This window comes from Carnobacterium sp. 1290_CSPC, assembly GCF_001053265.1.
Lineage (GTDB): Bacteria > Bacillota > Bacilli > Lactobacillales > Aerococcaceae > Aerococcus > Aerococcus urinaeequi.
Genome location: NZ_JVVG01000023.1, coordinates 1 through 26,460, shown reverse-complemented (window position 1 = coordinate 26,460; position 26,460 = coordinate 1). Strand labels below are relative to the sequence as shown.

At 39.7% G+C, this 26,460-nt stretch carries 24 protein-coding genes, 1 pseudogene and 1 riboswitch; of the genes and pseudogenes, 10 read left to right on the top strand and 15 right to left on the bottom strand.

Annotated elements, in window-relative coordinates:
• Positions 1-33 precede the first annotated feature (33 nt).
• Positions 34-1,347 (top strand): hydroxymethylglutaryl-CoA reductase, degradative, encoded by a 1,314-nt coding sequence (locus AC973_RS01260; RefSeq protein WP_048726258.1) that lies wholly within the window; start codon positions 34-36, stop codon positions 1,345-1,347.
• 61 nt (positions 1,348-1,408) lie between these two features.
• Here AC973_RS01260 and AC973_RS01255 read toward each other — a convergent pair whose 3' ends face one another.
• From AC973_RS01255 to AC973_RS01215, 9 genes and pseudogenes are all read right to left on the bottom strand, one after another.
• A complete protein-coding gene (locus AC973_RS01255; protein ID WP_048726254.1) occupies positions 1,409-2,563 on the bottom strand; it encodes a hydroxymethylglutaryl-CoA synthase in 1,155 nt (384 codons plus the stop codon).
• A 196-nt stretch (positions 2,564-2,759) separates the two neighbouring features.
• Positions 2,760-3,407 (bottom strand): annotated as a pseudogene (locus tag AC973_RS09925) (mannonate dehydratase).
• Positions 3,408-4,098: 691 nt separating this feature from the next.
• Entirely contained in the window at positions 4,099-4,773 is a 675-nt protein-coding gene (gene rpiA, locus AC973_RS01245; RefSeq protein WP_048726251.1) for a ribose-5-phosphate isomerase RpiA, read from the bottom strand.
• Between the two features lie 21 nt (positions 4,774-4,794).
• Positions 4,795-6,177, bottom strand: a complete 1,383-nt coding sequence (locus AC973_RS01240; RefSeq protein ID WP_048726248.1) for a Sapep family Mn(2+)-dependent dipeptidase — start codon at positions 6,175-6,177, stop codon at positions 4,795-4,797.
• A 52-nt stretch (positions 6,178-6,229) separates the two neighbouring features.
• Positions 6,230-6,946 (bottom strand): TraX family protein, encoded by a 717-nt coding sequence (locus tag AC973_RS01235; RefSeq protein ID WP_048726245.1) that lies wholly within the window; start codon positions 6,944-6,946, stop codon positions 6,230-6,232.
• A gap of 589 nt (positions 6,947-7,535) precedes the next feature.
• Positions 7,536-8,228, bottom strand: a complete 693-nt coding sequence (locus tag AC973_RS01230) for an amino acid ABC transporter permease (protein ID WP_048726242.1) — start codon at positions 8,226-8,228, stop codon at positions 7,536-7,538.
• A 16-nt stretch (positions 8,229-8,244) separates the two neighbouring features.
• On the bottom strand, positions 8,245-8,898 hold the full coding sequence (locus tag AC973_RS01225; protein WP_048726239.1) for an amino acid ABC transporter permease: 654 nt from the start codon (positions 8,896-8,898) through the stop codon (positions 8,245-8,247).
• A 13-nt stretch (positions 8,899-8,911) separates the two neighbouring features.
• Positions 8,912-9,727 (bottom strand): glutamate ABC transporter substrate-binding protein, encoded by an 816-nt coding sequence (locus AC973_RS01220; protein ID WP_048726236.1) that lies wholly within the window; start codon positions 9,725-9,727, stop codon positions 8,912-8,914.
• 34 nt (positions 9,728-9,761) lie between these two features.
• Positions 9,762-10,490 carry an amino acid ABC transporter ATP-binding protein gene (locus tag AC973_RS01215; protein WP_016896459.1) on the bottom strand — a complete coding sequence of 243 codons (729 nt, stop codon included), beginning with the start codon at positions 10,488-10,490 and terminating at the stop codon, positions 9,762-9,764.
• 314 nt (positions 10,491-10,804) lie between these two features.
• On the opposite strand from AC973_RS01215, the gene AC973_RS01210 reads away from it, so the two are divergent.
• Positions 10,805-11,596, top strand: a complete 792-nt coding sequence (locus AC973_RS01210) for a hydrolase (protein ID WP_378102555.1) — start codon at positions 10,805-10,807, stop codon at positions 11,594-11,596.
• A gap of 17 nt (positions 11,597-11,613) precedes the next feature.
• The gene (locus AC973_RS01205) at positions 11,614-12,726 is read left to right on the top strand and encodes a M24 family metallopeptidase (protein ID WP_048726228.1); all 1,113 of its coding nucleotides are present in this window, start codon (positions 11,614-11,616) and stop codon (positions 12,724-12,726) included.
• Between the two features lie 288 nt (positions 12,727-13,014).
• On the opposite strand, the gene AC973_RS01200 is transcribed toward AC973_RS01205, so the two are convergent.
• The gene (locus AC973_RS01200; RefSeq protein WP_048726227.1) at positions 13,015-13,383 is read right to left on the bottom strand and encodes a hypothetical protein; all 369 of its coding nucleotides are present in this window, start codon (positions 13,381-13,383) and stop codon (positions 13,015-13,017) included.
• Between the two features lie 128 nt (positions 13,384-13,511).
• Between AC973_RS01200 and AC973_RS01195 the strand changes: the two genes are divergently transcribed.
• From AC973_RS01195 to AC973_RS01180, 4 genes are all read left to right on the top strand, one after another.
• Positions 13,512-14,057 carry an FUSC family protein gene (locus AC973_RS01195; protein ID WP_048726224.1) on the top strand — a complete coding sequence of 182 codons (546 nt, stop codon included), beginning with the start codon at positions 13,512-13,514 and terminating at the stop codon, positions 14,055-14,057.
• A 175-nt stretch (positions 14,058-14,232) separates the two neighbouring features.
• Positions 14,233-15,396 (top strand): alanine racemase, encoded by a 1,164-nt coding sequence (gene alr, locus AC973_RS01190; RefSeq protein WP_048726220.1) that lies wholly within the window; start codon positions 14,233-14,235, stop codon positions 15,394-15,396.
• Between the two features lie 91 nt (positions 15,397-15,487).
• Positions 15,488-15,636, top strand: a riboswitch (Lysine riboswitch).
• A 168-nt stretch (positions 15,637-15,804) separates the two neighbouring features.
• Positions 15,805-16,695: a 4-hydroxy-tetrahydrodipicolinate synthase gene (dapA, locus tag AC973_RS01185; protein ID WP_003142985.1), complete on the top strand. Its 891-nt coding sequence runs from the start codon at positions 15,805-15,807 to the stop codon at positions 16,693-16,695.
• Positions 16,696-16,817: 122 nt separating this feature from the next.
• On the top strand, positions 16,818-17,687 hold the full coding sequence (locus tag AC973_RS01180; protein ID WP_048726214.1) for a helix-turn-helix transcriptional regulator: 870 nt from the start codon (positions 16,818-16,820) through the stop codon (positions 17,685-17,687).
• Between the two features lie 248 nt (positions 17,688-17,935).
• Here the strand turns inward: AC973_RS01180 and purB are convergent, their stop codons facing one another.
• Positions 17,936-19,237 (bottom strand): adenylosuccinate lyase, encoded by a 1,302-nt coding sequence (gene purB, locus AC973_RS01175; RefSeq protein ID WP_048726211.1) that lies wholly within the window; start codon positions 19,235-19,237, stop codon positions 17,936-17,938.
• Between the two features lie 144 nt (positions 19,238-19,381).
• Positions 19,382-20,464: a tetratricopeptide repeat protein gene (locus AC973_RS01170; protein ID WP_225968901.1), complete on the bottom strand. Its 1,083-nt coding sequence runs from the start codon at positions 20,462-20,464 to the stop codon at positions 19,382-19,384.
• 396 nt (positions 20,465-20,860) lie between these two features.
• Here AC973_RS01170 and AC973_RS01165 point away from each other — a divergent pair, with 396 nt between their 5' ends.
• A complete protein-coding gene (locus AC973_RS01165) occupies positions 20,861-21,793 on the top strand; it encodes an AraC family transcriptional regulator (RefSeq protein WP_225968900.1) in 933 nt (310 codons plus the stop codon).
• Between the two features lie 77 nt (positions 21,794-21,870).
• On the opposite strand, the gene AC973_RS01160 is transcribed toward AC973_RS01165, so the two are convergent.
• Positions 21,871-22,551: a hypothetical protein gene (locus tag AC973_RS01160; RefSeq protein WP_048726207.1), complete on the bottom strand. Its 681-nt coding sequence runs from the start codon at positions 22,549-22,551 to the stop codon at positions 21,871-21,873.
• 75 nt (positions 22,552-22,626) lie between these two features.
• The gene (locus tag AC973_RS01155) at positions 22,627-23,559 is read right to left on the bottom strand and encodes a YitT family protein (protein ID WP_048726204.1); all 933 of its coding nucleotides are present in this window, start codon (positions 23,557-23,559) and stop codon (positions 22,627-22,629) included.
• A 212-nt stretch (positions 23,560-23,771) separates the two neighbouring features.
• Here AC973_RS01155 and AC973_RS01150 point away from each other — a divergent pair, with 212 nt between their 5' ends.
• Entirely contained in the window at positions 23,772-24,518 is a 747-nt protein-coding gene (locus tag AC973_RS01150; RefSeq protein WP_016896446.1) for an amino acid ABC transporter ATP-binding protein, read from the top strand.
• Between the two features lie 68 nt (positions 24,519-24,586).
• On the opposite strand, the gene AC973_RS01145 is transcribed toward AC973_RS01150, so the two are convergent.
• Positions 24,587-25,126 (bottom strand): GNAT family N-acetyltransferase, encoded by a 540-nt coding sequence (locus AC973_RS01145; protein ID WP_048726201.1) that lies wholly within the window; start codon positions 25,124-25,126, stop codon positions 24,587-24,589.
• 212 nt (positions 25,127-25,338) lie between these two features.
• Between AC973_RS01145 and AC973_RS01140 the strand changes: the two genes are divergently transcribed.
• Positions 25,339-26,307 carry a rhodanese-related sulfurtransferase gene (locus AC973_RS01140; RefSeq protein WP_016896444.1) on the top strand — a complete coding sequence of 323 codons (969 nt, stop codon included), beginning with the start codon at positions 25,339-25,341 and terminating at the stop codon, positions 26,305-26,307.
• Positions 26,308-26,460: the final 153 nt, after the last annotated feature.

Genomic DNA, 26,460 nt, shown 5'->3' with positions numbered 1-26,460 from the left:
CTGGTCCGTTTCTTTATTGAAAAAGGAGTTATCATGTCTGAAAATCCATTCAAATCCTACTATAAAAAGTCTCGCCAAGACCGTATCGATGTCTTAGTGGCCCAAGAGCAAATCACTAGTGACCAAGCTGAATTTTTAAAAAACGGCCAAGGTTTACCCACTGAAATCGCTGATAATATGATTGAAAATGCCCTTTCAACCTACGGACTTCCCTATGGTTTGGCCTTAAACTTTCTAATAAACGATCAAGAAATCCACATTCCTATGGTGACTGAGGAACCTTCTGTGATTGCGGCTGCTTCAAATGGCGGTAAAATTATCCAGCAGGCAGGCGGTTTTAAGAGTCAGGTTAACCAGCGTCTGATGACTGGGCAAATTGCTTTTACCGGACTTGAAGATGACGCGCAGGCCTTGCGCCTTGAAGCGTATGTGACAGAATTTGCGGATGATTTACTGGCTGTGGCTAATGCGGCCTACCCTTCCATTGTTGGACGCGGTGGTGGCGCGCGCTCCATTCGTAGTCAATACTATCCAGCAACCGCTAGTAGTGCCTCTTTTTTCATTGTGTATCTAACGATAGACACTCAGGAGGCGATGGGGGCCAATATGATGAATACTATGCTGGAGGCTTTGAAGGCGCATATTCTTGGACAGGTGGATTTTATAGCGAATATTGATGGGTTGATGGCTATCCTATCCAATTATGCGGTTGAAGCGACGGCAACGGCGACTTGTGAAATTACGGCCCGTTTACTGGATAAAGGCCCTATTTCCGGGGTTGAAGTGGCCAGCAAAATCGCTTTAGCTAGCCAGTTGGCGCAAGTGGATGTTTACCGGGCGACCACACACAACAAGGGAATCATGAACGGGGTCGACGCTTTTGTATTGGCCACTGGAAATGATTGGCGGGCAGTTGAAGCGGGTGTCCATGCCTACGCAGCTCGAGACGGCCAATACCGAGGCTTAGCCAAATGGACTTACGACAGTGACCGAGAAATTTTATCTGGTGAACTCACCCTACCGCTAGCCTTAGGGGCTGTTGGCGGGTCGATTGGGATCCACCCAACTGTGCAAGTAACCAAGTCAATTTTAGGTCAATCGGACGCTAAACATCTGATGGAAATTGCTGTTTCACTAGGCTTAGCGCAAAACTTTGCCGCAGTTCGGGCCCTTGTTACTGAAGGCATCCAAGCTGGCCACATGCAGTTACAAGCTAAATCATTGGCCATTCAAGCAGGTGCTGACGGCGACCAAGAAATTAATGCCGTAGTGACGGTCTTAGAAAACGCTGACCATAAGAACCTGGCCGCAGCCAAAGAAATTTTAGAAAAATTAAGACAAGAATAATCGAAATAAGCAAAAAATCGTTACCCACTTGAAGTTGATCCTTCTTGTAGGTAACGATTTTTTATTTATACAGTCGTTTATGACCTTCCACCCCGGCTAATTGGAACTGCTCTTCATCTTCAGATAAGACTAATTGACTACCATCTGTTGGTAATTCTTCTTGGAAAATCAATTCGTAGTCGGCAACCGATAGTTGGATACGGTTATCTAACATGGCTTGATGACTTTCGTCAGCTAACATGTCCTTGAAGCCTTCCACTAAAGTAATAGAGAAGAACTCACCTACTGCGCCTGATCCGTATGAATAAAGGGCAATAGTATCGCCTGCTTGTAGATCTTGACTTTGATCCAATAGGGAAATTAAACTTAGATACAATGACCCAGTATAGATGTTTCCAACCCGTTTATTGTAGACACGGCTGGATTCAAATTGTTCTGTTAAGGCTGCTTGTTTAGCTTCATCCACTTCTGGCAATAATTGACGCAAGCCCTTTAAGCCCATTTTAGAATAAGGTAAATGGAAGGCTAAAGCCTTAAAGTCAGCTAAAGTTTTATTGGTCCGTTTTTTATATTCAGTCCACACTGTCTCTAAGTATGATAGGTACTGTTCATTAGAGAATTTACCATCTACTTGGGCATATGTAGAATAATTTGGTCGCCAGAAGTCGTAAATGTCTCCAGTGTAAGAAACTGCGTCGTCGTTAATAACTGCAACGCGTGGGTCTTTACTAATTAACATAGCTACTGCACCTGCACCTTGTGTCGATTCTCCTGAAGTATTCAAGCCGTATCTAGCTATGTCGGTTGCAATCACCAACACTTTTGACTCTGGATGACGAGCGATATGGGATACCGCAGTTTGAAGACCTACAGTTGCTGCATAACAGGCCTCTTTCATTTCAATAGCGCGAGCAAATGGGTTAATCCCCAAAAGCTGGTGCACATGGACTGCCATTGCTTTTGATTGGTCGACACCTGATTCTGATCCCACAATAATGAAATCAATTGCCTCTTTATCTTCTGCTGTTAAAATTGGCCAAGCTGCGTTAGCTGCCATTGAAACTGGATCTTGGGTTAAGGGTGCCACTGCTTGCTGGGTTTGACCTAAACCAATTGTAAACTTAGCCGGCTCAACGTCTCTAGCTTCAGCAAGTTCTTCCATATCCACATAGACATGCGGTGTGAAGAAATGTAGTTTATCTATACCAATGTTCATATTCAATACTCTCCCAACATCATTTTTATACGCATAACGTACTTTCTCAACTATCATTTTATCATATTTCACCCTCCCTATCCGCATTTGTCGCATTCTTAGGAAATTCTGAACATATTTTTCCAGAAAAAAAGCGGAAACTGTCCGATCAATTGGGTTAATACTTTAGTTACAAGTCATCATTTACCAAAAAGTCTTATTTTGATACGACGTCAGCAGCGTCAAAATACGGTACTGCGTTGTTGAAAGAAACGTCAGTGATTAATTTTTCTAATAATGCTTCATTATTAGGTATTTCACCACGTTCAACCAAGTCACCGATATAGTCGCAGAATAAACGACGAAAGTATTCGTGACGAGTGTAAGAGATGAATGAACGAGAGTCAGTTAACATACCAACAAAGTTCATTAATAAGCCACCTTCAGCTGGATCCATACGTTCAACAACTTCTTTGATGGACGCTAACGATTTAGAACCATCTGGTAAGCCATGGTTTGGGTCAGAACGAGTCCAGTCAAATACTGGTATAAAGTTATAACATGCAACAGGTATTCCTGCTTTACCCAAGTTAGTTAAAGTCGTTTTGTAGTTTTCGATTAATTAGCCCCGGTTAGGTTTACCTTGTTTGATATCCTCCTGAACCGGTACTGATTTGATAACTGAAATATGTAGACCTGTATCTTCAACATCTTTCTTAAGTTGTTCGATACGCGCCATTGGCCAAACTTCGCCTACAGGAATATCGTAAATCGCTGTAACGATACCTTGTATACCTGGGATTTCACGGATTTGTTGTAATGTAACAGAATCGTCCTATCCATACCATCTAAAACTCATTTCCATAATATAATACGCCTTTTTGTGTGATATAAACTCGCACTATATTTTATGAGCAAACACTTACGCTCATTCAACTACATTCTACATAGTGAAGAAAACATGTTTAATAGTAAAATAACAATAAATGCAATTTTTTGTAAAAAATGTTAGAGGGTACATATTTATAGGCTATCACTTTAAACTTTAATCTTTTTCATGGTATAATAAGACATACCAAAAAAGTTATTTATCTGTAAGGGGGTTAAGCATATGCCAACTAGTAAGGCACAGAAAAAAAGAAACCGTAAAATACTATGGTATCTATTGTTAATCATTTTTACGATTGTACAAGGTTTTCTGATTTCAGATGATGATCAGGCATAGTTAATTGAATATACTATAATTAGAACGTCAAAAAATGGTTTTCCTTATTTTTTGACGTTTTTTTATGAATACCTATCATTATCAAAATATGCAATGATATTGAGCATTTAAGAAAAATATAATCAAGTAATAATATTTTGAAGATAAGTAGTGCAACAGAATCCTACCATTTAAAAATATTTTACTGCTTTATAAAACTACCTTTCTCATCTTAAATTTCCCCCATTCCTATTCACTCGATTTCAGTCTAAATTTATATTTTCCCTTTAATAAAAACTGCATAAAAAAAAATCGAGCTAGGAAAATTCCTAACTCGATTTTAACTCACTTACTACCCATTAAATTCTACGACTTGCCCATCATTGGCCATTAAGACTTTGTCCGCTATTCCCAAGAATAAGCCATGTTCAACAACACCGACCATTTGAATCAAATCGTCAGCCAACTTTACTGCGTCTTCTATTTTTTCTAAATGAAGGTCAATAATAAAGTTACCTGAATCAGTTACAAATTTAGTACCATCTAGTGATAAACGGAATGTCGGAGCATAGTTTTTATCCTCAAATGCATACAATAAGTGTTGACTTGCTGCTGGAATCACCTCTACAGGTAAGGGAAAGGCCCCCAGTTGGTCTACTTGCTTGCTGTGGTCACAAATCCAAATGACGCGTTCACTATTCACTGCAATAATTTTCTCGATCAGGTGCGCACCACCGCCACCTTTAATCCCATTTAATTGTGGATCAAATTCATCGGTGCCATCTATTGTTAAATCAATTTTAGCCACATCATTTAATGAAGCAATAGGAATATCTAAATCAGCAGCTAATTCGGCTGATTGAATGGAGGTAGGTACACCGGTAAAGGTTAAGCCCTCCTCTTTTATCCGTCTGCCTAGTTCTGTAATCAGGTAATAGGCTGTTGAGCCTGTGCCTAATCCAACGACCATACCATCTTCAACGTATTGGGCTGCTGCAACCCCAACTAATTCTTTTTCGTTCACCATATGACTCCTTTGTCTGGCGCCCTATCCTAATTGATCTGCTTGACCAAGTTGGATAAAGGCATCTGTATATAGTTTTAATAGTTTTTCTAATGTATCCATTTCGATGTATTCATCAGCTTGGTGCGCTACATGTGCGTCATGCTGGAAGTTCATCCCAAATGACACGCAATTTGGCATTACTTTACTATATGATACCCCACCAGAGATAATAGGTTCAATAGCGTGGTCTGGGAAATGTTTGTGGAAAGTATTTAACAATAATTGGTTTGCTGGTAAATTCACGTCAGACAGAATTGGTGCTGTATCAAAGGATTTCACAAATGGAATATCCGCGAATTCTTTGGTGAAGGCGGCTGTCAATTCTGGTTCGGTAATATTGGTTGGGTAACGAACATCGATGGTAAAGGCAATTTGGCCGTCTGCTGTTTTCTCAATAACGCCTTGGTTTAAAGTCAATGGGCCCATAATATCGTGGTTACGGGCTACATCAAATCCTGACCCATCATAAGGACGAAATAGGCGTGTCCACTTGTTGGCCAAGTCATCTGAATAGGTATTGGCGATGATTTCAAAGCCACGGGTGATCGCTGAGTCCCCTGCTTCAGGCGTTGAGGCGTGGGCAGAAATTCCGTAAACAGTTAGGATGGTTTGCCCGTTTTCTTCTTTGATAGCGATTGGCCATTGTTTGTTATTAGCATAAGCTTCTAAACCAGGATTTAAGGTATCAGCGATGACAAATGTCGCTTCTGATGGCACTACATTTGACCCGGCCCCACCGACTACACTTTTAATGATGGTATCTGACTTTAAATCGCCCTTGAAGTTCCATGTTGTGGCCCCTTTTTCCCCGATTTGTAGTGGGAATTGCCCGTCTGGTGTGATGGCGAAGTCAGGTGCCCCTTCTTTGATAACGTATTGTGGGATGTCCGTCATGTCCGATTCTTCGTCAGACCCAATCACGATACGGATGGTATTTTTTAAGGGAATTTGGTAGTCCTGTAAGATTTTAACGGCATAGTATGACAAAACGGCATTCCGTTTCATATCTGATGTTCCTCGGCCATACATACGACCGTCGATAATTTCAGCGCCAAATGGTTCTTTGGTCCAATTTGACAAGGCTCCTACAGGTACGACGTCAATATGGCTAGCAACATCCACCCGGTGGTTAGTCCCCGCATTTTGGGATTCCATGTGTACGGTATATGGGTAAACATCCCCAACCTTCATGTCGTCACGGACAGCTAAATCGTGCATAAAATCTAGTGCTTTGCGGACTTCAGGTCCATAAGGGGCATCTGCTGTAGCCGCCTCATCATCGCGAATAGATGGGATGCGAACCAAACCTTGGATGTCTTCGATCATTTGTGGTATATATTGTGCAAAATCTATTTTATCTAACATGTTATTCTCCTAGTTTTTCTAAATTTTAAATTTTTTGTGTTATATAAATGGGCTAAGTGATGAAATAACGGGCAATTAAGCCGAATATCAGCAGATGAATAGGGTAAATCCAATACAGCCACTTGGCATTGTAACGGCCCCTTAATCCATTGTAGAAGTAGGTCATTACAAAAGCTATCGGCGCAGTCACTTCCCATAGGACGAGTACAGTCCCAGCAAAGGATTGGATGAGACGTTGGTCTCGGGTGACATAAAGGGCACCAATTAACACCACGCCAAACATGCCGTAATCCGTATTGAAATACTCTGCAGCGATTGCTAATAAGACGATAGGGATAATACCTAGCCAGCGGTATTTCATTATACTAGCCAGCCAGATTGCTAATAGCCCCAACAACAAGGTAAAGAATACATTTTGATAGGCCAAATCAAAAAATTGCTGGCTAATGGCTAGGTTAAAAGAAATTTCCGATATTAAGGAAAAAATTCCTAACCTTATAGCATATTTTTGTTTATTAGAGGTATAGAAGAAACCTTCAACCAATAGGAAACAAAATATCGGAAAAGCAATGCGCCCAATTAGCCGAAAGCTGGTATAAGCCGTATAAGCCAAGGAGTAATCAAATGTTTCCAGTTGCCCACTATTTAATAAAGGCAGTAAAATAGCTGCACCCATATGATCAATAATCATGGTGACCATAGCAATCCATTTCAAAGTAGAACCCGAAAGCCCACCCTGTTTATTTTGTACGTTCATTGCTTGAGTCAAGCGACCACCTCCTTATTTTCACGATTTTCATGATGGTGTTATTCTATCATAGTTTTTTCATTTTTCTTTATTTATCACATTGTTTGGGCAAAGAGAAAGGCCGAGAAAAAAATCCCGACCCCTAGTTGATATTAAAACATTATCGAACACAGACTTTTTTTGAATCCCTAACCTGTGTTCAGATTCATGAAACCATTTAGGTACAATGTAAAAAATATCCTATCTTATAATCAACCCACATATTCTTGTGGTCCTTTGAAAGCACGCCTTCTTCAAGGCTAAGGCTGGCGCTTTTCTAGCATGCCTGCGCGGTGACGGAGGATGATCTGACGTATATCAGACTATGTGGCGTAGCCCTACAGAATGAATAGTCAGACAAGGAATTAGACCATTAGGGTGAGAGAACCCGACTATGGCTAATTCCGGTCCCACCACATAGACGAGCTTGCCAGGGCAGTCAGATCGCCACTTCAGATTAGTTTGCATCACCCTTTGTGTGATACGGCACTAATCTTCCAGTGCTGTCTGTCTTAGCGCCCTGGTTCAGAGACCATGATAGAAAAAGCAAAGGCCAACAGCTTGAATTGTACTATGCCGGTGTTTTCAAAGCACCATCTTTTGCTATGGCCTTGTTAGAACGTCGGTTTGATAGGTATTTTGAAAATTTAGACAAGGTATAACATACCAACCAATATAGGAAGGTCATGATCACAAACATTGGAATCACATATGCTGTATTTTGGTTGTAGATAATCTTCGCATTATGCGTCAATTCCGGTAAGGAAATAATTGTCGCAAGCGATGTATCCTTAATCAAGGCAATCAATTGCGACACAATCGAAGGTGCCATTGACCGCACAGCTTGTGGTAATAAAATATATACCAAGGTTTGAACACGGGTTAAACCGGTTGAAATCCCTGCTTCTGCCTGCCCTTTTGGAATAGCATTCAATCCACCACGAATAATTTCTGAAATCATGGCTGATTCAAATATGGTCAAGGCCCCTACTGCTGCCCAGAAAATATTTAAGCGAATCCCTAATTGTGGCAAAGCAAAATAAGTAAAGAAGATAATCAATAGTAAAGGTAAGTTACGAATAATATCAATAACTAGCCCTAAAGCTTTAGATAAAATTGGAATCCCCATAAAACGAACTATCCCAAAAATACCACCTAAAATTAACGAGAATATGATAGCGTAAAACGTTACTTGAAGCGTAACCCATAGACCATCAAGTAAAAACTGGATATTCATCCATTGAAATGCACCTGCAAAATCCATCTATTACCGCTCCTTTCTAACGTACGTCCTGTTGTGCTAATCGTTTTTCAATATATGAAACTAATAAAGTTAAAGGTACTGTAATGACCAAGTAAATACCTGCGATCATTGTGTAAGTCCCTAAAGTATTAAATGTTTCACTGGCAATTAAATCACCGTAATACATTAAATCTAACCCAGCTACCATAGCTAGAATAGAAGAGTTTTTCACTAAGTTGATAAATTGGTTACCTAATGGCGGAATTACAATTTTCACAGCTTGTGGTAAAACCACGTACTGCATCGTTTGTCTGTAAGTCATCCCTTGTGAAATAGCTGCTTCTCTTTGGCCTTTAGGTACAGCGTCAACCCCTGAACGCACAACGTCCGCGATAAAGGCAGATGTATAAAGGGTTAAACCGATAATCCCTGATTGGAATCCGGTAATATCCACCCCGTATAAAGGAATAACTACATAGAAAAACATCACAATAATCAATAAAGGAATATTACGGAAAAATTCTACATAGATATCCCCAATTTTAGCTAAAACCTTATTATCTAAGGTTTGGATAATCCCCATTAAACCACCAAGAATTAAGGAAGCAATCAGAGCGATCACTGATGCAATCAAGGTATTGATAAATCCTTCGATAATTAAATCAGAATAATTTGTTAATAATTCAAACATGTGCTCAACCTCCCTACTCTGCAATTGATGACTCAGTATCGTCACCAAACCATTTTGCATATATTTCTTGATACGTACCATCAGCTACCATGTCATCAATGGCTTGGTTTACTTCATTTAAGAAGTCATCTTGGCCCTTGTTGATGGCAATACCATATGGTTCTGTTGTAAAGGTTGAGCCAGCAATTTTGTAACCCGTATTTTGTTCCATGATGCCTAATAAAATCGCATTATCAGTAGTCATCGCGTCCCCTTGACCTGATTTTAAGGCTGTGAAGGCTTCAGCGTAGTTTTCTAACTCTAAGACATTCGCATCCGGAGCTGCTTCTTTAATTCGTTGGGCTGATGTAGACCCTTTTACCGCCAAAACGGTATGTTCACTCGTCAAGCTTTCAACACTTTCGATATCAGAATCTTCAGGCACCATCAAGGCTTGCCCAGCGTCAAAGTACACTTGACTAAAGTCAACTTGTTTTAACCGCTCTTCTGAGATGGTCATGGTTGCAATCAAAGCGTCTACGTTCCCGTTTTTCAGTAAAGGAATACGGGTTTTAGAGGTTACCTCAACAAATTCTGCTTCGGCATTTTCCCCACCGACACGCTTGGTAATTTCTTTCGCCATATCGATGTCAAAACCTTCGATACGGTTTTCTTCAATATTATATTTCCCAAATAAGTTGGTATCGACTTTTACCCCCCAAGTGATGACCGGGTAGGCTTCGCTGTCAATTCGCTCAGCAATATCCTGTTGGCTGGCAGCAGAGCTTGTACAGGCCGTAGCCAAGAAAGCAAAAGCCACTAGCACAACGATTCGCCATAGTTTTTTCATAGTATTTCCCTCTTTCCTTAAGCGTACTTGGTGATTAGACTAAGATCTTGCTTAGGAATTGAACGGCACGTTCATCATGTGGATCTTCGAAGAACTCTTTTGATGGACGGTCTTCTAAAATTTCTCCGTCTGCCATAAAGATGGTTCTATTCGATACTTCTTTGGCAAAGCCCATCTCATGCGTTACAACCACCATAGTCATGTTGTCCTCAAAAGCGATACGTTTCATTTGGTCTAATACTTCCCCAACCATTTCTGGATCAAGGGCTGAAGTTGGTTCATCAAATAGCATCATTTTCGGACGCATAGCTAGACCACGTGCGATAGCCACACGTTGTTTTTGCCCACCTGATAATTGACCTGGGTAAGCATCACGTTTATCCCACATGTTTACACGTTGTAATAAACGCTCTGCTCTATCTTGGGCATCTTTATCGGTTTTCTTCAAGACTTTTAAAGGTGCCAATGTTACATTTTCTAACACGGTCATGTGAGGATATAATTCGAAGTGTTGGAACACCATACCGCAGTCGCGGCGAATTTGACGGATGTCAGTATTGCGGTCTGTAATATCTTTCCCGTCAACAATTAAATGACCTGAATCTATCTTTTCTAAAGCATTTATCGTCCGAATCAAAGTTGATTTACCAGAACCAGAAGGTCCAATTAAGGTCACAACTTCACCCTCATTTATCTTCAGATTAATGTCTTTCAATGCGTGGAATTTACCATAATATTTTTCAACATGATCAAATGTAATCATCATAGCACCTCTTCTTATTTGATTTTTCCTTTTGAATACAATTGCAATAAACTTGAATGTAAACAGGATTCTTGCTTAAAGATAAAATAATTCTAATCATTTCTTAAGCATGTGTCAAATTTTTTGATAGGTTTCTTAACATGTAGCGGTATCAATGTTATCTTATATTTCATAATCGAATTATTTGAACACCTTTTTCACTTGATATGACGCCCTGTCGAGATTTTGAATTGTCATTCTTTTTATATAAGTACTATAATAAGACTAGAACTATTTGAAACACCCATTCAATCAATTAAATGGAGGTTATAGCGTTGAATCAACCAAAAAACGGCTCTCAAAATATCTCTTCGCAATTTAGAAGCGATATGGTGATGGTGCCAGAAGTTATTAACGAAGCATCCGGTATTCGCGTGTTTGGACGAACTTTAAAATCATTCGTCTTTACAACTGACGTCGCCACAATCCTATACTGTAACGCGGATGCCGTCTTAGCTGTCTACCCATTCTCCCCGCATCCTGCAATCATTTCAGCAGTAACATCAGTAGCCAGTCAACCTGTATTTGCTGGCGTTGGTGGTGGTACAACTCAGGGGAAGCGTAGCGTAGATATTGCCCTTTTTGCCGAAGCAACAGGCGTTCAAGGGGTTGTGGTGAATGCCCCGATGACCGCAGAAAATATTCTAGATATTGAACACACCGTTGACTCCCCAATTGTAGCGACAGTTGTCTCTGCCTATAACGATATTGATGCGCGAATTTCTGCCGGTGCGGATATCCTAAACGTTTCAGGTGGCAAAGAAACTGCCGCTATAGTTGAACGGATTCGCCGGGATTTCCCAGATGTGCCGATTATCGCAACTGGTGGTCAGAATGAAGACACCATTCGTAAAGTGATCGAAGCAGGCGCCAACGCCGTTTCTTGGACACCGCCAACTACTGGTGAAATATTTAAAGAGAAAATGGTCAAATACCGTAAAGACCGTCGCGAGGACTTCCTTGAAGCCCATGATGGTATGACCTTACGTGAATTTGAGGAATATATTGAGGAACATCCAGAAGCTGAAGAGAAATATAGTGAAGATTCTTCTGACGGCTATCTGTAAGACGAGATGGAGGACATATGGATCAAGAACATAGCAACCGACTAACAACCATTCAACAACAAGTTAAAAACCACAACTTAGATGCCCTAATCATTAGCGACAAGGCATCCATCGACTACTACACCGGTGTCATTTTTGACCCTATGGAACGTTTTTGGTTATTAATTATCCAACCGGAAAAAGATCCACAAATTATTGCTAACAAGCTATTTGTGTTCGACGAATTAGCTGGAGTTGACGTCACTTGGGTAGATGATAACTATACAATCGCTGAAGCCTTCGCAAATCTAGCGGATTTTCCAGCAACCGACGCCCCACTACGAATCGGCGTGGATAAATTGTGGCGGGCTGACCAACTATTAGCCATCGCCAAAACATACAACCAGGCCACTTTTGAAGTAGGATCTGACTTAGTTGATGCCCAAAGAGCCATTAAAACCGCTGAAGAACAAGAAAAAATGCGTAAAGCTTCAGACATAAACGACCGTGCCATGGCTCGTTTAATCGAAGAAGTCTTACCACTTGGTTTGGACGAATTGGCTGCAGTAGATAAATTAGCCCGCATTTACGATGAAGAAGGTGCAGATGCCGGCTTTTCATTCGAACCCATTATCGCTTACGGTCCAAACGGCGCTGACCCACACCATGAATCTGACCATACCTTGCCAAAACGCGGTGATTCGATCGTCATTGATATCGGCTGTAAACATGAAGAATACTGTTCCGACATGACCCGTACCGTTTATTACGGTGAGCCTAGTGCTGAGGCCAAAAGGGTATACGACATCGTACTGGAAGCCAATTTACGCGGCATTGACGCGGTCAAAGTTGGCGAAACTTTGGCAAATGTGGATGCTGCAGCGCGTGATTACATCACAGCCCAAGGATACGGTGACCAATTTACCCACCGACTAGGACATTTCATTGGACGCGAAGTTCATGAAAAAGGTGATGTGTCAAAAGCTAATACAGATACCATCAAAGATGGCAATATCTTCTCAATCGAACCTGGTATTTACCTGACTGGTAATACAGCCGTTCGTATTGAAGATTTAGTGATTGCACATGATGGTCGCACTGAAAACTTGAACCACTTCACCAAAGATATGATTATTATTCAACCAAAATAAAACATTACACACTAAAAAACACGACAGTTGTCGTGTTTTTTAGATCTATGTTTATATACCCTATGTAGTAATTTAGATATATTTCGTAATAAAGAAGGCTTTGGCTTCACTTTTCAAGGAACGTCCAAATTAATACAGATCACCCAGGCCACAAATGCCCTATTTTTCATTTTATGATTTCAAATATTAAAAATATAAGCTTCAAAAAAGCTCCCAACACGACAAGTGAAGGGAGCTTTTGCTTGTATTCTAGTGGTTTATTTCTTAACGACTTCTGTCGCACCTTTTCTACTTAAAGATCATTTGGAAGAATTCGAATACGCGCGGTCCGAGCAAGGCTACTGCTAGGATGGCGAGGGCTAGAATGATCCATACCAGCACTTTGCGTGAGTGATTGCTTGAACCTGACCAAAAGTACTGTTTCTGTTTTTGTCTTTCAAAGAAGATTTCATTGGTGTCTAAGTCTTGGAAGGTTTCTTTTGGCAAAGGTGTTTCCGCAAACGTTTCGACGTTAAATTCAGCAGTATCCTGTGTGAGTGTCGTCTCAGGGACCAAGGATTTAATGTCATCTGAAAAATTTTTTCCATATTTTTTTTGGTTATTCTTCTTCTCGCGTTCAAGCTCCTTTTTCGCTTGGCGATATGTTTGCCGCTTCACCTAGTGCACCACCTTCATTATTTAGTTCATTTCATCAAGTATTCCTAGTATAATCTATTTACAAGAAAATTCAAATTGTAGAGAAGGGGAATTTTTCAAATTTCCCTCTTAATTAAAGGAGCTTATTAGTGAAACAAAATTTTCACGTTGGTATGAGGACCTTGAAGACTTCTTTGAGTGTCTTTATGATTGTTCTTATTTCAGCATTTATCTCTATTGACCCACAAATCGCTGCCCTTTCAGCGGTATTTTCACAAAGGGCTGACGTCACTTCGTCGCTTTCTTTTGGTTTGCGCAGAACCTTAGCCATTGTTTGTGGGGCTTTTGCCTCATTAGTTTTTATTTTTTTACATAACTTATTGCCTGACCATTATTTGATTACTGCACTTTTAGGCGGTTTAGGTATTTTAATTACGATTCAAACCAACCTTCTAGTTAAGAATCCACAAGGGGTTATTGGTGGTAGCGCCACTTTCCTTGTCATTGTCTTCAATATTCCAGCGGACAATCAATATGTATATGCGCTACTTCGGGTATTAGATACCTTCTTGGGTGCCATTGTCGCTGTTGGAATCGAGTACATTTTTCCAAGAGACCGAGTTGTTCCTTGGATCCTTATTTACAATAGCCATGTACCGAAGTTTCTACAAATTTCTACTTCTGAAGACGTTTAACTGACCACTAAGGTTACCTTAGGGTTGAACTAACTTAGCTTTTCCTTAAGTTAGAGACCCTTCTTTCGGGTTTTCACCCACACGTGGTATAATAAATGAGAAGTGAAATGCGCGATATTAACGCCCTTTCCTATCTATTTCGATCAATCCATGTGATTAAAGAGAGGTTTAAACTATGACCATTAGTTATCATCGCCCTAGTAAGGCCAGCGTGTCTCTAGATGCGATTATTCATAATTATTTCGCTATTAAAAAGCATATCGGTAATAAAGCTGTCATGGCAGTTGTTAAGGCTGACGCCTATGGTTTAGGTGCCGTCAAAATAGCTGACGCCCTCCAATCTCGCGGTGCGGACGGTTTTGCGGTCGCAGTTGCGGATGAAGCGTTAGAACTAAGAGACGCTGGGATTATTGCCCCTATCATGATTTTAGGTTTGACTGATCCAGACGATGCTTGGCTTTTAGCTAATTTAGAAATTGGTGTGACAGTCTCTAGCTTGGACTATTTAAAATACGCCAAGAAACACGATAAAGACTTTTCTCGCCTTCATCGATTGAATGTCCACCTTAAAGTGGATTCTGGGATGGGGCGGATTGGCGTGCGATCTGCTGAAAAAGCGCAAAAAATCATTGATTACATTGCCAAACATCCGAAGAAATTTAAGTTGGCTTCAGTCTTTACCCACTATGCTACCGCTGATTCCTTCACTGACCATGGTAAGGACAAGGTTCAAGCCCAATCTGACTTTTTTGAAGGTTTGCTTGGTCAATTGGACTACTCAGCATTAGGGTACACCCCCCTTTTCCATCAATCAAACTCTGCCTTAAGCCTTTGGTACCCGGAAAAAACTTTGGATGCTGCGCGACTTGGCCTGGGCTTATACGGATCCATTCCAAGTATGGAAGATGTGGCGTCGCCTGTTGATTTCAAGCAAGCATTGACTTTGGAGACGGAAATTATCTACGTCAAACAAATGCATGCGGGCGATACGATTTCCTACGGGGCTGATTATGTGGCCGGTGCGGATGAATGGGTGGCTACCCTACCGATTGGCTACGCGGACGGCTGGCAAAGAAGTTATTTGGGCTTGGATGCCATTGTTGACGGCGAGCGGTGCCCGAGTGTGGGCCGGATTTGTATGGACCAGATGATTATTCGCCTACCCCATGAGATGCCTGTTGGCGCTAAGGTGACTTTAATCGGGACAAATGGCGGCCAAACTGTTGATGTAGTGGACGTTGCTAGTCACGCTGGAACGATTGCCCATGAAGTCTTGACGAATTTAGGCCAACGATTGCCCAGAGAATATACATCTAATAAGAAAAAGAAAATGAAATAACGCTTTCGAAATCTAATAGTTTTTTCATTTAATCCTTGCCTTTAGTGGATAGTCATGTTAATTTTAAACTAACGATTATACAAATAGAAAGTATAGATATAGAGGATGCGCAACCAATCAGTAGCCGATGGTGAAAGGTGGTTGTGCCGAAATGCAGATTTTCTGTGTTGGGGGTAATACCTAAAAGGGTTATCCCTGTCAAACCTTAATGCCCATTAAGGTGAGGAGCGCTTGTCTTATGCTAGGGATTAAAAACTGTTAGGGTTATTGAATGCTATCAGTATTTTTTGACACGTTTTCCTAGGTAGACATAGAGTGATGCTCTTGTCTGCCTTTTTTATACTCAAGCTATCTGATCGTTTTTTCATAAAGACAATTACAAAGTGCGAACAATATAGGAGGATTCTCATGACAATTTTTAAAGGTTCTGCGGTAGCCATCGTTACCCCTTACGATAATTCATTAGAACAAAATATCAATTACGATGTGTTTGCGGAGTTGATTGAATTTCAAATTGAAAATGGTACAGATGCCATTGTCGTTGCCGGAACAACTGGTGAAGCTTCAACACAAACTGACGAAGAACAAGTTGAATTAGTAAAATTCTGCGTGGAAAAAGTCAATGGCCGTGTGCCCGTGATTGCTGGTGCTGGGTCTAATGATACTGCCCACGGGATCCAATTAACGAAAGACTGTGTAGCCGCAGGTGCAGATGCTATTCTTTCTGTAACGCCTTATTATTTAAAAACGAGCCAAGCTGGTTTATTGGCGCATTATAGTGCCATTGCAGATGCTGTAAAAACGACGCCTATTATCTTATATGATGTACCAGGACGTACAGGTATGTCTATTGCACCAAAAACATTGGCGGAACTTAAAAATATCGAAAACATTGTCGCGATTAAAGATGCAACTGGTGATTTAGCCAATGCAGTGGATGCGCGTTACCACGTTGGTCCTGATTTTGATGTGTACTCTGGAAACGACGATACGGTTATTCCATTAATGAGTTTGGGTGGCCAAGGGGTGATTTCTGTTTTGGCTAACATTGCACCAAAACAAGTACATGAAATGACTCATTATGCCTTAAATGGCGACTTTAAAAAAGCGGCTGAAATTCAAACGACTTTTAAACCGTTAATCGACATTTTATTCAGTGAACCAAATCCAATTCCAATCAAAAAAGCTATGTCTATGCTTGGTTTCGATACAGGTTCAGTGCGTCTACCACTAGTCCCTGCCCAAGAGGAAACAGTGGCTGCACTAGAAGCTGAAATGAAACGATTGAATTTGCTATAGTCTTTTCAATTCTGAAGTAAATTGTGGTATATTAAAGGGTGTGTAACTTATGAGTGCACGCTCTTTCTTTTATTGCAGCTGATAAGTGATAGATTGAATATGTAAAATAGGAGTTTTGATTTATGCCAACTGGAACACCACCATTTCGAATCAAACTAAAAAAAGTTGATCAGCAAATGGTTGACATTTATAATCGTTCTTCTTTCCATCGAAACGAACTCTTGATTCCCCTTAGACCCTTCTCTATTGAGTTAGCCGACAAGAAAATTGACGTCTCTGTTCGTCAAATTGTTGTCTTACCTGAACCGATTATGAGACGGTTAATCTTACCGGAAAAAGACTGTGATCCTCACGTTGACGACCACAAACCAACAGAAGAAAAAATATATGCCTATATTTTATCCCTAGGCGAACCTTACTTAGATGCCATTGCCAATGATTTTGTGGAAACGCCTGAAGTTAAACACATTTTTGATGAACCCCATGTCTTCAGTTTCTCTTTCGTCACTTGGCAACATCTACTACAAACTTTGATTCAATTACAGTTGGAATTGAAACGACCTGAAGATAACATTCAAAAGAAAATGATCTTTAGTATTGTATCGACCATATTCCTTGAATTGTGTCGACTTTCTTCTGCTTCAAACCAAAACCGATTAGAGATGTCTGAAAGAGAAATTTTAGCCTACGAAATTAAACATTTTATTGTTGATTCCTACCGAAAAGACCTAACCCTTCAAGACATCGCAGACAAGTTCGACATTTCAACGTCAACTGTCAACCGAGTATTTCAGCCTTACTTCCATTCAACCATTTACCAATTCATCTTGGACTTGCGGTTGGGCTATGCCTATACCCTGATTGAAAATGGTTTGTCTATCACGGAGTCATGGCAAAAAGCTGGCTTTAATGATTATAGTAACTTCTATAGAGCCTTTATTAAGCATTATCATATTAGACCGCATCAGGTACCAAAAAAAGGAGACTCATAAGAATCTCTTTTTTTTGATTATAGATTTATTGATTTATTGATTTCAGTCGTCGGCTGTCTCTTTACCTATCATAGCCTTAAAAGCAGTGGCACCACCCTCAGTCCAGGATCGGACAAAATAGTGCTGAATCATGCTACTTGCAACAAGTTTTTTCATACATCAAACAAAAAGTTCACGGTACTTGCCCTAATCTGGGTTAAGTACCGTGAGCTTTTTTTGTATACAGTCATTGCAATTTTGCTAATAATCTACTCTTCTACTATTCCTAATTTTTCGAAAATGTCCTCTACTTTTTGGATATGGTAGTGGTAGTCAAATGCATCATCAATAGCTGCTTGATCAAGGTGACTAGTGATTTCTTCATTGGCTTCTACAAGCCCTTTAAAGTGCTTGCCTTCGTCCCAAGCGATTGCAGTTAGAGGTTGTACTAAGTCGTAGGCTGCTTCACGTGATAAGCCTGCATCAACCAATTTTAGCAATACACGTTGTGAGTAGATTAAACCGTGAGTAGCATCCATGTTGCGTTTCATATTTTCAGGGAATACGGTTAGTTTTTCCATGATGTTTGCGAAACGATGTAACATGTAATCTACTAAGATTGTTGTATCTGGTAGGATAATGCGTTCAGCCGATGAATGAGAGATATCTCTTTCATGCCATAAGGTCACGTTTTCATAAGCAGTCATGATATGACCACGAACGACACGGGCTAATCCAGCCATGTTTTCTGAACCGATTGGGTTACGCTTATGTGGCATTGCGCTTGAACCTTTTTGCCCTTTTGCAAAGAATTCTTCCACTTCACGTGTTTCCGATTTTTGTAGTGAACGGACCTCGGTCGCAATATTTTCAATCATTGTAGCGATTAAAGCGAGTGATGAAATATATTCAGCGTGTAGGTCACGTGGTAGGATTTGCGTTGAAATCTCTTGTGCGTTAATGCCTAAGTGTTCACATACATAAGTTTCAATAAATGGCGGTACATTGGCGTAAGTACCTACTGCACCAGAAATTTTACCTGCTTCAACACCGCGAGCAGCCGCTTCAAAACGTTGGATATTTCGTTTACATTCTGAATACCAACGCGCTACTTTCAAACCAAAAGTCGTTGGTTCAGCGTGAACACCGTGGGTACGGCCCATTGTAACAGTGTATTTATGTTCAATCGCACGCGCTTTTAACACTTGCAAGAATCGGTCTAAGTCTTTACGAATTAAATCATTTGCTTGTTTTAATTGGTAACCTTGAGCTGTATCCACAACATCAGTAGACGTTAAGCCATAATGCACCCATTTACGTTCTTCGCCCAATGATTCAGACACGTTACGGGTAAAGGCAACCACATCATGACGGGTTTCTTTTTCAATTTCTTCCACTCGTTTTGCATCAAAAGTGGCCTTTTCACGAATGGCTTGCGCATCCTCTTTAGGGACTTCACCTAAGGCCGCCCATGCCTCTGTTGCAAGAATTTCAACTTCCAACCAAGATGCATATTTATTTTCTTGTGACCAGATTTGCCCCATTTCAGGACGGGTATATCTAGGTATCATAACATTCTCCTTTATTGCACGCGCTCAATTTTTGTATGCAACAATTATATCACAAGCCAGCTTTCTGGCAGTGATTATTTTTCGAAAAAAAAGACGAGTCCCGCTACTGAATTGTAATTGGTCTCGTCTCTGTAATTTTATGGCTTAATGATGGTGGTGGTCGTGATCATGGTCCAATTCTTCCATCAATAAATCAGGATGGTCAGCTTCTAGTTGGTCTAAAACTGCCGTCACTTGCGGGTCAACGTTTCCTAAGATATCTTCATAAATGGCTAAATATTCATAGGCCGCTTCATATTGGTCGTGCTCGTTAAAGCGGAATGCGGCTTCTTTTAAAGCTGTTAACATATCCACTGATGGGTAGTCGTTTAAGCCCAGATCATCAAGGAAGGCTTCTTGTTCCTTACCTTCAAGAATTGCTGGCCACTCGCGGTCTAATTCTTCTAAGACCTCCAAACCTGCTCTGGCATTGTCATTTTCATTCCACATAAGGGAAATATGGTATAACGTATAAGCTTTTTCAAAGTCTTCTTTACGGTAGTAGAAGTCCCCGATTAAAGCAAAACCATAAGCTAGGTCCTCTACTCTAAGTGAGTAACTCAAGCCATTAAGAATGGTTGGGTAAGACATCCCATACTGTTCCATTTCTTGGTATAGTTCCGCTAAGGCGTAGATGGTATCTACATCATAGGGATTCCATAATAAGGCTTGTTGGTATGAGTCAATCGCTTCACGCCATTCATTCGCTTTAATTTGCACTTTGGCATACTCCACATACATACCCGCATAATCGCGCGTAGTTGGTGATAATTCTAAACCTGTATCATTATTATAGATAAATTGGAAAAGGTCTAGTTCATCATAAATACTTAAATTTTTAATATTTTTCTTTGGTGTGAATCGGTCGAAATCGTCTTCCATCCGGCGAATGTATAATGACATTTCAAAATTAGCACGGACTGGGTCGACTGCCGTAATGTTGCGAATGCGTTTGACGAATTCGGCATCATCTTGCATTTTAATTTCAGCAATCATTTGATTGTAATCTGTTGATTGATTCGGGAATTTCTCTGTCATCACTTCATTGAAGGCTTTAATAAAAGCTTCATCGCTGGTGTGTTTGTGGTTATCTCTTAAAATTTTAGAGATAACTTGAATGCAGTAGCTGTAATCATCAGTTGGCACAGCTTGAATTCTTTGTATAAGTTTTTCTTGGTCCTTATCCATAAGCTCGTCTCCTAAAGCAATAAATTTCAGCATAAAATAAGTTCTTCATTACACCAAAATTTATTGTACTGTTTTTTTTGTGCTATTGAAACCAAAAAGCCTTTAAAATACTCTTTCATTTTTGCTTTTAAAGTTGCGCAGTGTTAAAAATTGTATTTTTCCTGACTGTTGTAAAATACTGTATTGCATGAGATTAAAACTGGCATTGGTTATCAAAGGCCTCATCTTCCCTTAAATTATAACATATAATACAGGATTTTTACGGCACAATCCCTTTCTTAAAATTAAATTATAAAAAGCCTTGAAACCGCTTGTAGAAGTTTAGTACACTATAGACATAAGTTAAATATTGCAAAGTATAATTATATTAAGAAAGTTAAATTAGAAGGTGAAATCTTGGAAGCATTAGCGGTTAATACATTTCAGAAACATTTCTCTCTTAGCTATCATGATGAGCGTCGCACCATGATGCGTAAGTCCTATAACAATCAGGAACAATTAAACCTTAATGAAATGGATCTTGCAGAATATTCTAGAATTACTACTAGTATGCATTATCATGACCATCTTGAAATTCTATTCTACTTAGGCAATCAATGTCAGTTTATCGTAAATGATACCAGTTACACACTCTACAATGGTGATATTATGATCATTCCACCTAACGTTCCGCATTTAATGTCTAGTGAAGAAGGCATTAATAATACCCGTTATATCTGTATGGTGCCTGAGAATTTGATTCATCAATATGCTATGGTAAATGATAATATTTTTGAAGATATTATTCGCTTTTATAATGAACCGGGTCATTACCGTTTAGATAAAGAAAATCTAGATAAGACAATTACTCATTTAAATAAAATTCTTACTCATGGTGATGAAGAAGTAGAAGATACTACCTTCGTAACTGCTTTTTACCTATACCATTCATTGATGAATGTCTACCATGCGAAGAAAATCCCGTCTATGTCTGGTGATTATAAAGATGACAAGCACTTTAGTCACATCATCTACTATATCGACCAACACTTTAAAGAATCTGACTTACAATTAGACCGGATTACACAAGTATTTGATATTTCGCCCTATTATTTATCAAAATTATTCCGTAAAGAAATGAACCAAAATTTCCACGAATATTTGATTGAGAAACGTGCCAACTATGCTGCACAATTAATCAATCATATGAGCACCAACAAAATGTCCTTACAAGACGTATCCAACGCATCCGGATTCGGTGACTATTCTACTTTCTACCGTTCATTCAAGAAAGTATTCAACACCTCTCCGAAGAAGTATGCACAACAAAATACACAGTCTATTCTATAGTGGTTTAAGAGACGAAATAGCAGAAGCACGATACCCTAGAATTTCCATGGACATCGTGCTTCTTTTTTTATCATATTTTATTCAGGTTTATCATCTTCACCATTTCTTCGAAAATCTGAAATATCGTGAATATCCCCAGAATTTAAATGGTTATCCTCTTCACTATCAATATTTTCATCTGCTTCATCAGCTTTACTGTATGATGGTTCAGCCTCAGGCATATCCAGATTATAGCGGTCATGGATATTTTGTGAAAACTCTTCATAAGAAATAACTTTAACAAACGAATCTGGGGTAAAGCGTGGTCGATATGCCTCCGGGAAATCATCAAATTCTGACATTGAGAATAAGAAGCTTTCTCTTTGTTCTGGTGTTAGCGTAGTAAAATAAGCTAATGGAATCATATCGTCCGTTAAACGTTTGTTTCGTAGGCGTTTAATAAAATGCACAATATTATTTAAATCATGGTAATAGGCAAAATATAGGGCTGACTGCCGTCCTTCAATTGGTGTTTGTGCATAGTTGATGAGTAAGGTTAATAAGGCTTGTTTTTCGAGTTCATTTCTTGCCTCAAAACCTTCATAAGTTGTACGAATCATGTATGGTTGGTCTAAAGCTACTTCAGCCAGTTTGGAATCATCATCGTAAATTTTTAATATACGATGCTTCGACCCATCCTTGTATTCTTTGCTAGCTACATAATAGTTTTCAATAAATCCTAAATTAATCAACTTTGAATATAGTTCATCTGTTCTCACACTAGCCCTCCGTTCGTATTGCTATCATTCTTATGATATATACCTTTATTATACATGATTATTGGAACAAAAAGGCTAATTGTTGATACTAGAATTTTTTCCTTTCAAAGCACGCGCTCTTAGTTTAGCAATTCGAGACTGTTTTCTCCTCACTTCAAAAGAGAATCCGCGCCCAGTCACTTCAGATACTGGCGACACATACATAAAAGCATTCGCATCCATTTCAGTTACTTGGTTTTTCAACCGTAATAATTCTTCACGGTCAACAACTGTAGTAATCACCGCACGTGATTTCTTAGTGTATCCACCCTTAGCCGTATAGATTGTTGTCGCACGGGCCAATTCTATCAAAATAAAATCGTTGATTTCCCCAGCAATTTCTGACGTAATATTCACGTTGTATCTTGCAGAACCACCAGTGATTACGCGGTCAACAACGACATTGGCCAGTAGGACCCCGATTGTGGCATACAATCCACGTTCAATCCCAAATACCAGCATATTCGCAAGCAAGATAGTCATATCGGAAATCATGACCCCTGTCGCAAAGGTGACAGGTAGGTACATGTTCATTATCTTGGCAATAATATCTACCCCACCAGTTGTAGCACCGGCATTAAAAACTAAGCCGACACCAGCTGAAAGGAGGACTTGCCCCAAAATCAAGTTGACCAAGGGATCATCAGCAACTGCCCCTGTAACTGGTACAAACCGTTCGAATAAGGCATAAAAGCCTGAATAGAGGATGACAGAATACAGGGTTGTCCCACCAAACTCCTTACCAATCACCATAATCCCAATGACCAGTAAGACTATATTAATGGCAAAAAGGATCACTGAATAAGGTAGCGGAATAAATGGTGCCAATACCTGCGCCATACCTCCAGTACCCCCACCAACAAGGGAATCAGGTACTAAGAAGAAATACAAACCAATGGTCATGCTTAAAGTCCCCAAAGTGATGATGAATAATTGCTGAATATCTATAGCTGCTAATACTTTTTTCAATTTAATACCTCTCTTTTTTGTCCAATCTAATACACAAAATATAACAAAATACCCCTGGGCAATCAATCAGTGACCCTCATTGTTTACATTACAAATTAAAGCTTGTGATAAAAGTTGACAAAGTGACAATTTCAAATTAAAATACCATTAAATTTATCAATCGAAAATATACGAATAGATGAATAGGAATTAAATCCGAGAGGGATGAGAAAATGGCTGAAACAACAGCAACTGCAAAAGTTATTGTAAATGATTTAAAGAAAAGCTTCGGTAAAAATGAGGTCCTTAAAGGGATCGACTTAACCATTAACCAAGGTGAGGTAGTTTGTATCATCGGACCATCAGGGTCTGGTAAATCAACATTCTTACGTTGTTTAAACCGCTTAGAAGACATTAACGGTGGTGAAGTTTTAGTAGATGGCACAAATATTGCCGACAAATCTATTGATATTAATAAAGCACGTCAAAATATCGGCATGGTGTTCCAACACTTTAACCTATTCCCACATTTAAGCGTTTTAGAGAATATTACCCTTGCCCCGACTGAATTAGGTAAGACACAAAAAGATGCCAGCAAAGAACAAGCTTTGTCTTTATTAGAGCAAGTAGGCTTAGCGGATAAAGCAGAAGCTTTTCCAAACTCTTTATCTGGTGGACAAAAACAACGTGTGGCTATCGCCCGCGCTTTAGCAATGAATCCTGACATCATGTTGTTTGATGAACCAACATCAGCACTTGACCCAGAGATGGTTGGTGACGTATTAAACGTAATGAAAGACCTTGCTAAAGAAGGTATGACCATGGTCGTTGTAACACATGAGATGGGCTTTGCCCGTGAAGTAGCTGACCGCGTAATCTTCATGGACGGCGGATACGTTGTCGAAGAAGGTAAACCTGAAGACATCTTCAGTAACCCACAACACAACCGTACAAAAGAATTCTTAGACAAAGTTTTATAATAAATAACGACAGAAAAAGGTATGTGATGTTTTCTATCACATACCTTTTTCTTTATTCACTTCAAATTCTATCTTACAGCACCATACAAGGCTTTGTCCGAAATACCTGAATTATTGGCTAAAGCTGCTTTTCGTAGCCCTTCATATTCGAAGTTTAAGGCTAAAGCCAGTTGTCTGTCAGCTTCATTTCGACTATCTTGATCAAAAGACAAACGGTTCATTTGCACTTCTTTAAACAAGAAATGCACAATATTTTCTAAAGCTTCCTTCGCCAAATCTTGGTCTTTATAGGCTTGACCCATACAGAAGGTTAAGTCTGCTGCCTGGGTGTCTTTATGCACTTCAGTCACTACGATTTCTCCTACCGCTTCTCCAGAAGATTTGTCTTCCACACACCATCTGTAGGTTTTACTTCTGTCCTTGCGTTTATCCCACTTCTCTAAAATGCTTTTACTATCAGAAACGGATTGGTGCTTGTCCCAGGTAACAAATTCTGTATCTGCCGTATTCCCTGCCCAATTCTTGAACATGTCCTTGGCATCACTTGTTTTGAACTTACGTAACAATAGATGTTGCGTTTCTATTGTCTTGGTTCCTTTATGATTCATAACTAACCCCTACTAACGATTTACTTGAAAATTCATGTAATCGATTCATATTTCACAATCTATTATAGCATGTTTTTCTAATGTAAAAATAGGATTGTGAATTTTCTAAACATTCGAAACAAATTTAGTACTTGTTTATCCCTGGTTTATGCCTTATAATGTAATCCGTAAAAACTCGCAGTCATACCTGCAATATGATGGAGGAATAATAAATGAATAATAACGAATTCCAGGTACTACTTTACTATAAATATGTACCTATTAAAGATGCAGAACAATTCGCCAAAGACGAATTACAATTCTGTAAATCACTTGGCTTAAAAGGCCGTATTTTAATTGGTGATGAAGGGATCAATGGTACTGTATCTGGTCCAAAAGAAGCGACTGAACGCTACATGGAACACATGCACGCTATGGAAGAATTTTCTGACCTATGGTTTAAAATTAACGAAGCGGATGACTACGCACACAAAAAAATGTTCGTACGTTACCGTGAAGAAATCGTTTCTTTAGACCTAGAAGAAGATTTAAACCCTAACGAATTATCTGGTACCCACTTAGATCCAGCTGATTTCCGTGAAGCAATGTTAGATGAAGATACTGTTTTATTAGATACACGAAACGACTATGAGTATGATCTTGGTCACTTCAAAGGCGCTATCCGCCCTGATATCCGTAACTTCCGCGAATTACCTGAATGGGTACGCGAAAACAAAGAAAAATTCATGGACAAAAAAGTCCTTGTTTACTGTACTGGTGGCGTACGTTGTGAGAAATTCTCTGGTTGGATGATCCGTGAAGGTATCGAAAACGTTAGTCAATTAAACGGTGGTATCGAAAACTACGGTCAAGATGAAGAAACTCGTGGCGACTTATGGGAAGGTAAAATGTACGTCTTTGACGACCGCATCTCTGTACCAATCAACCATGTTGACCCATCAATCGTTGGTAAAGACTACTTCGACGGTACACCATGTGAACGTTACGTAAACTGTGGTAACCCTGAATGTAACAAACAAATCTTAGCTTCAGAAGAAAACCAAGAAAAACATCTTGGTGGTTGTACACACGAATGCCGTGTTCACCCACGCAACCGTTACGTACAAGCTAAAGGTTGGTCACACGATGAAATCGTTGCACGTTTAGCAGCAATCGGTGAAGAACTAACCGTAGAAGCATAATTTAGAAATCAAAAGACCGCTAGGAAAACCCTGGCGGTCTTTTTGCGTCCCTTCTTTGCAAATTGATATCAACTTGGTTGTACTCTTCTACTATCTAAATAGTATTTTCTAGTGTAATTTTTCATACTCTCTTCCGGGACATAATGTTCGACG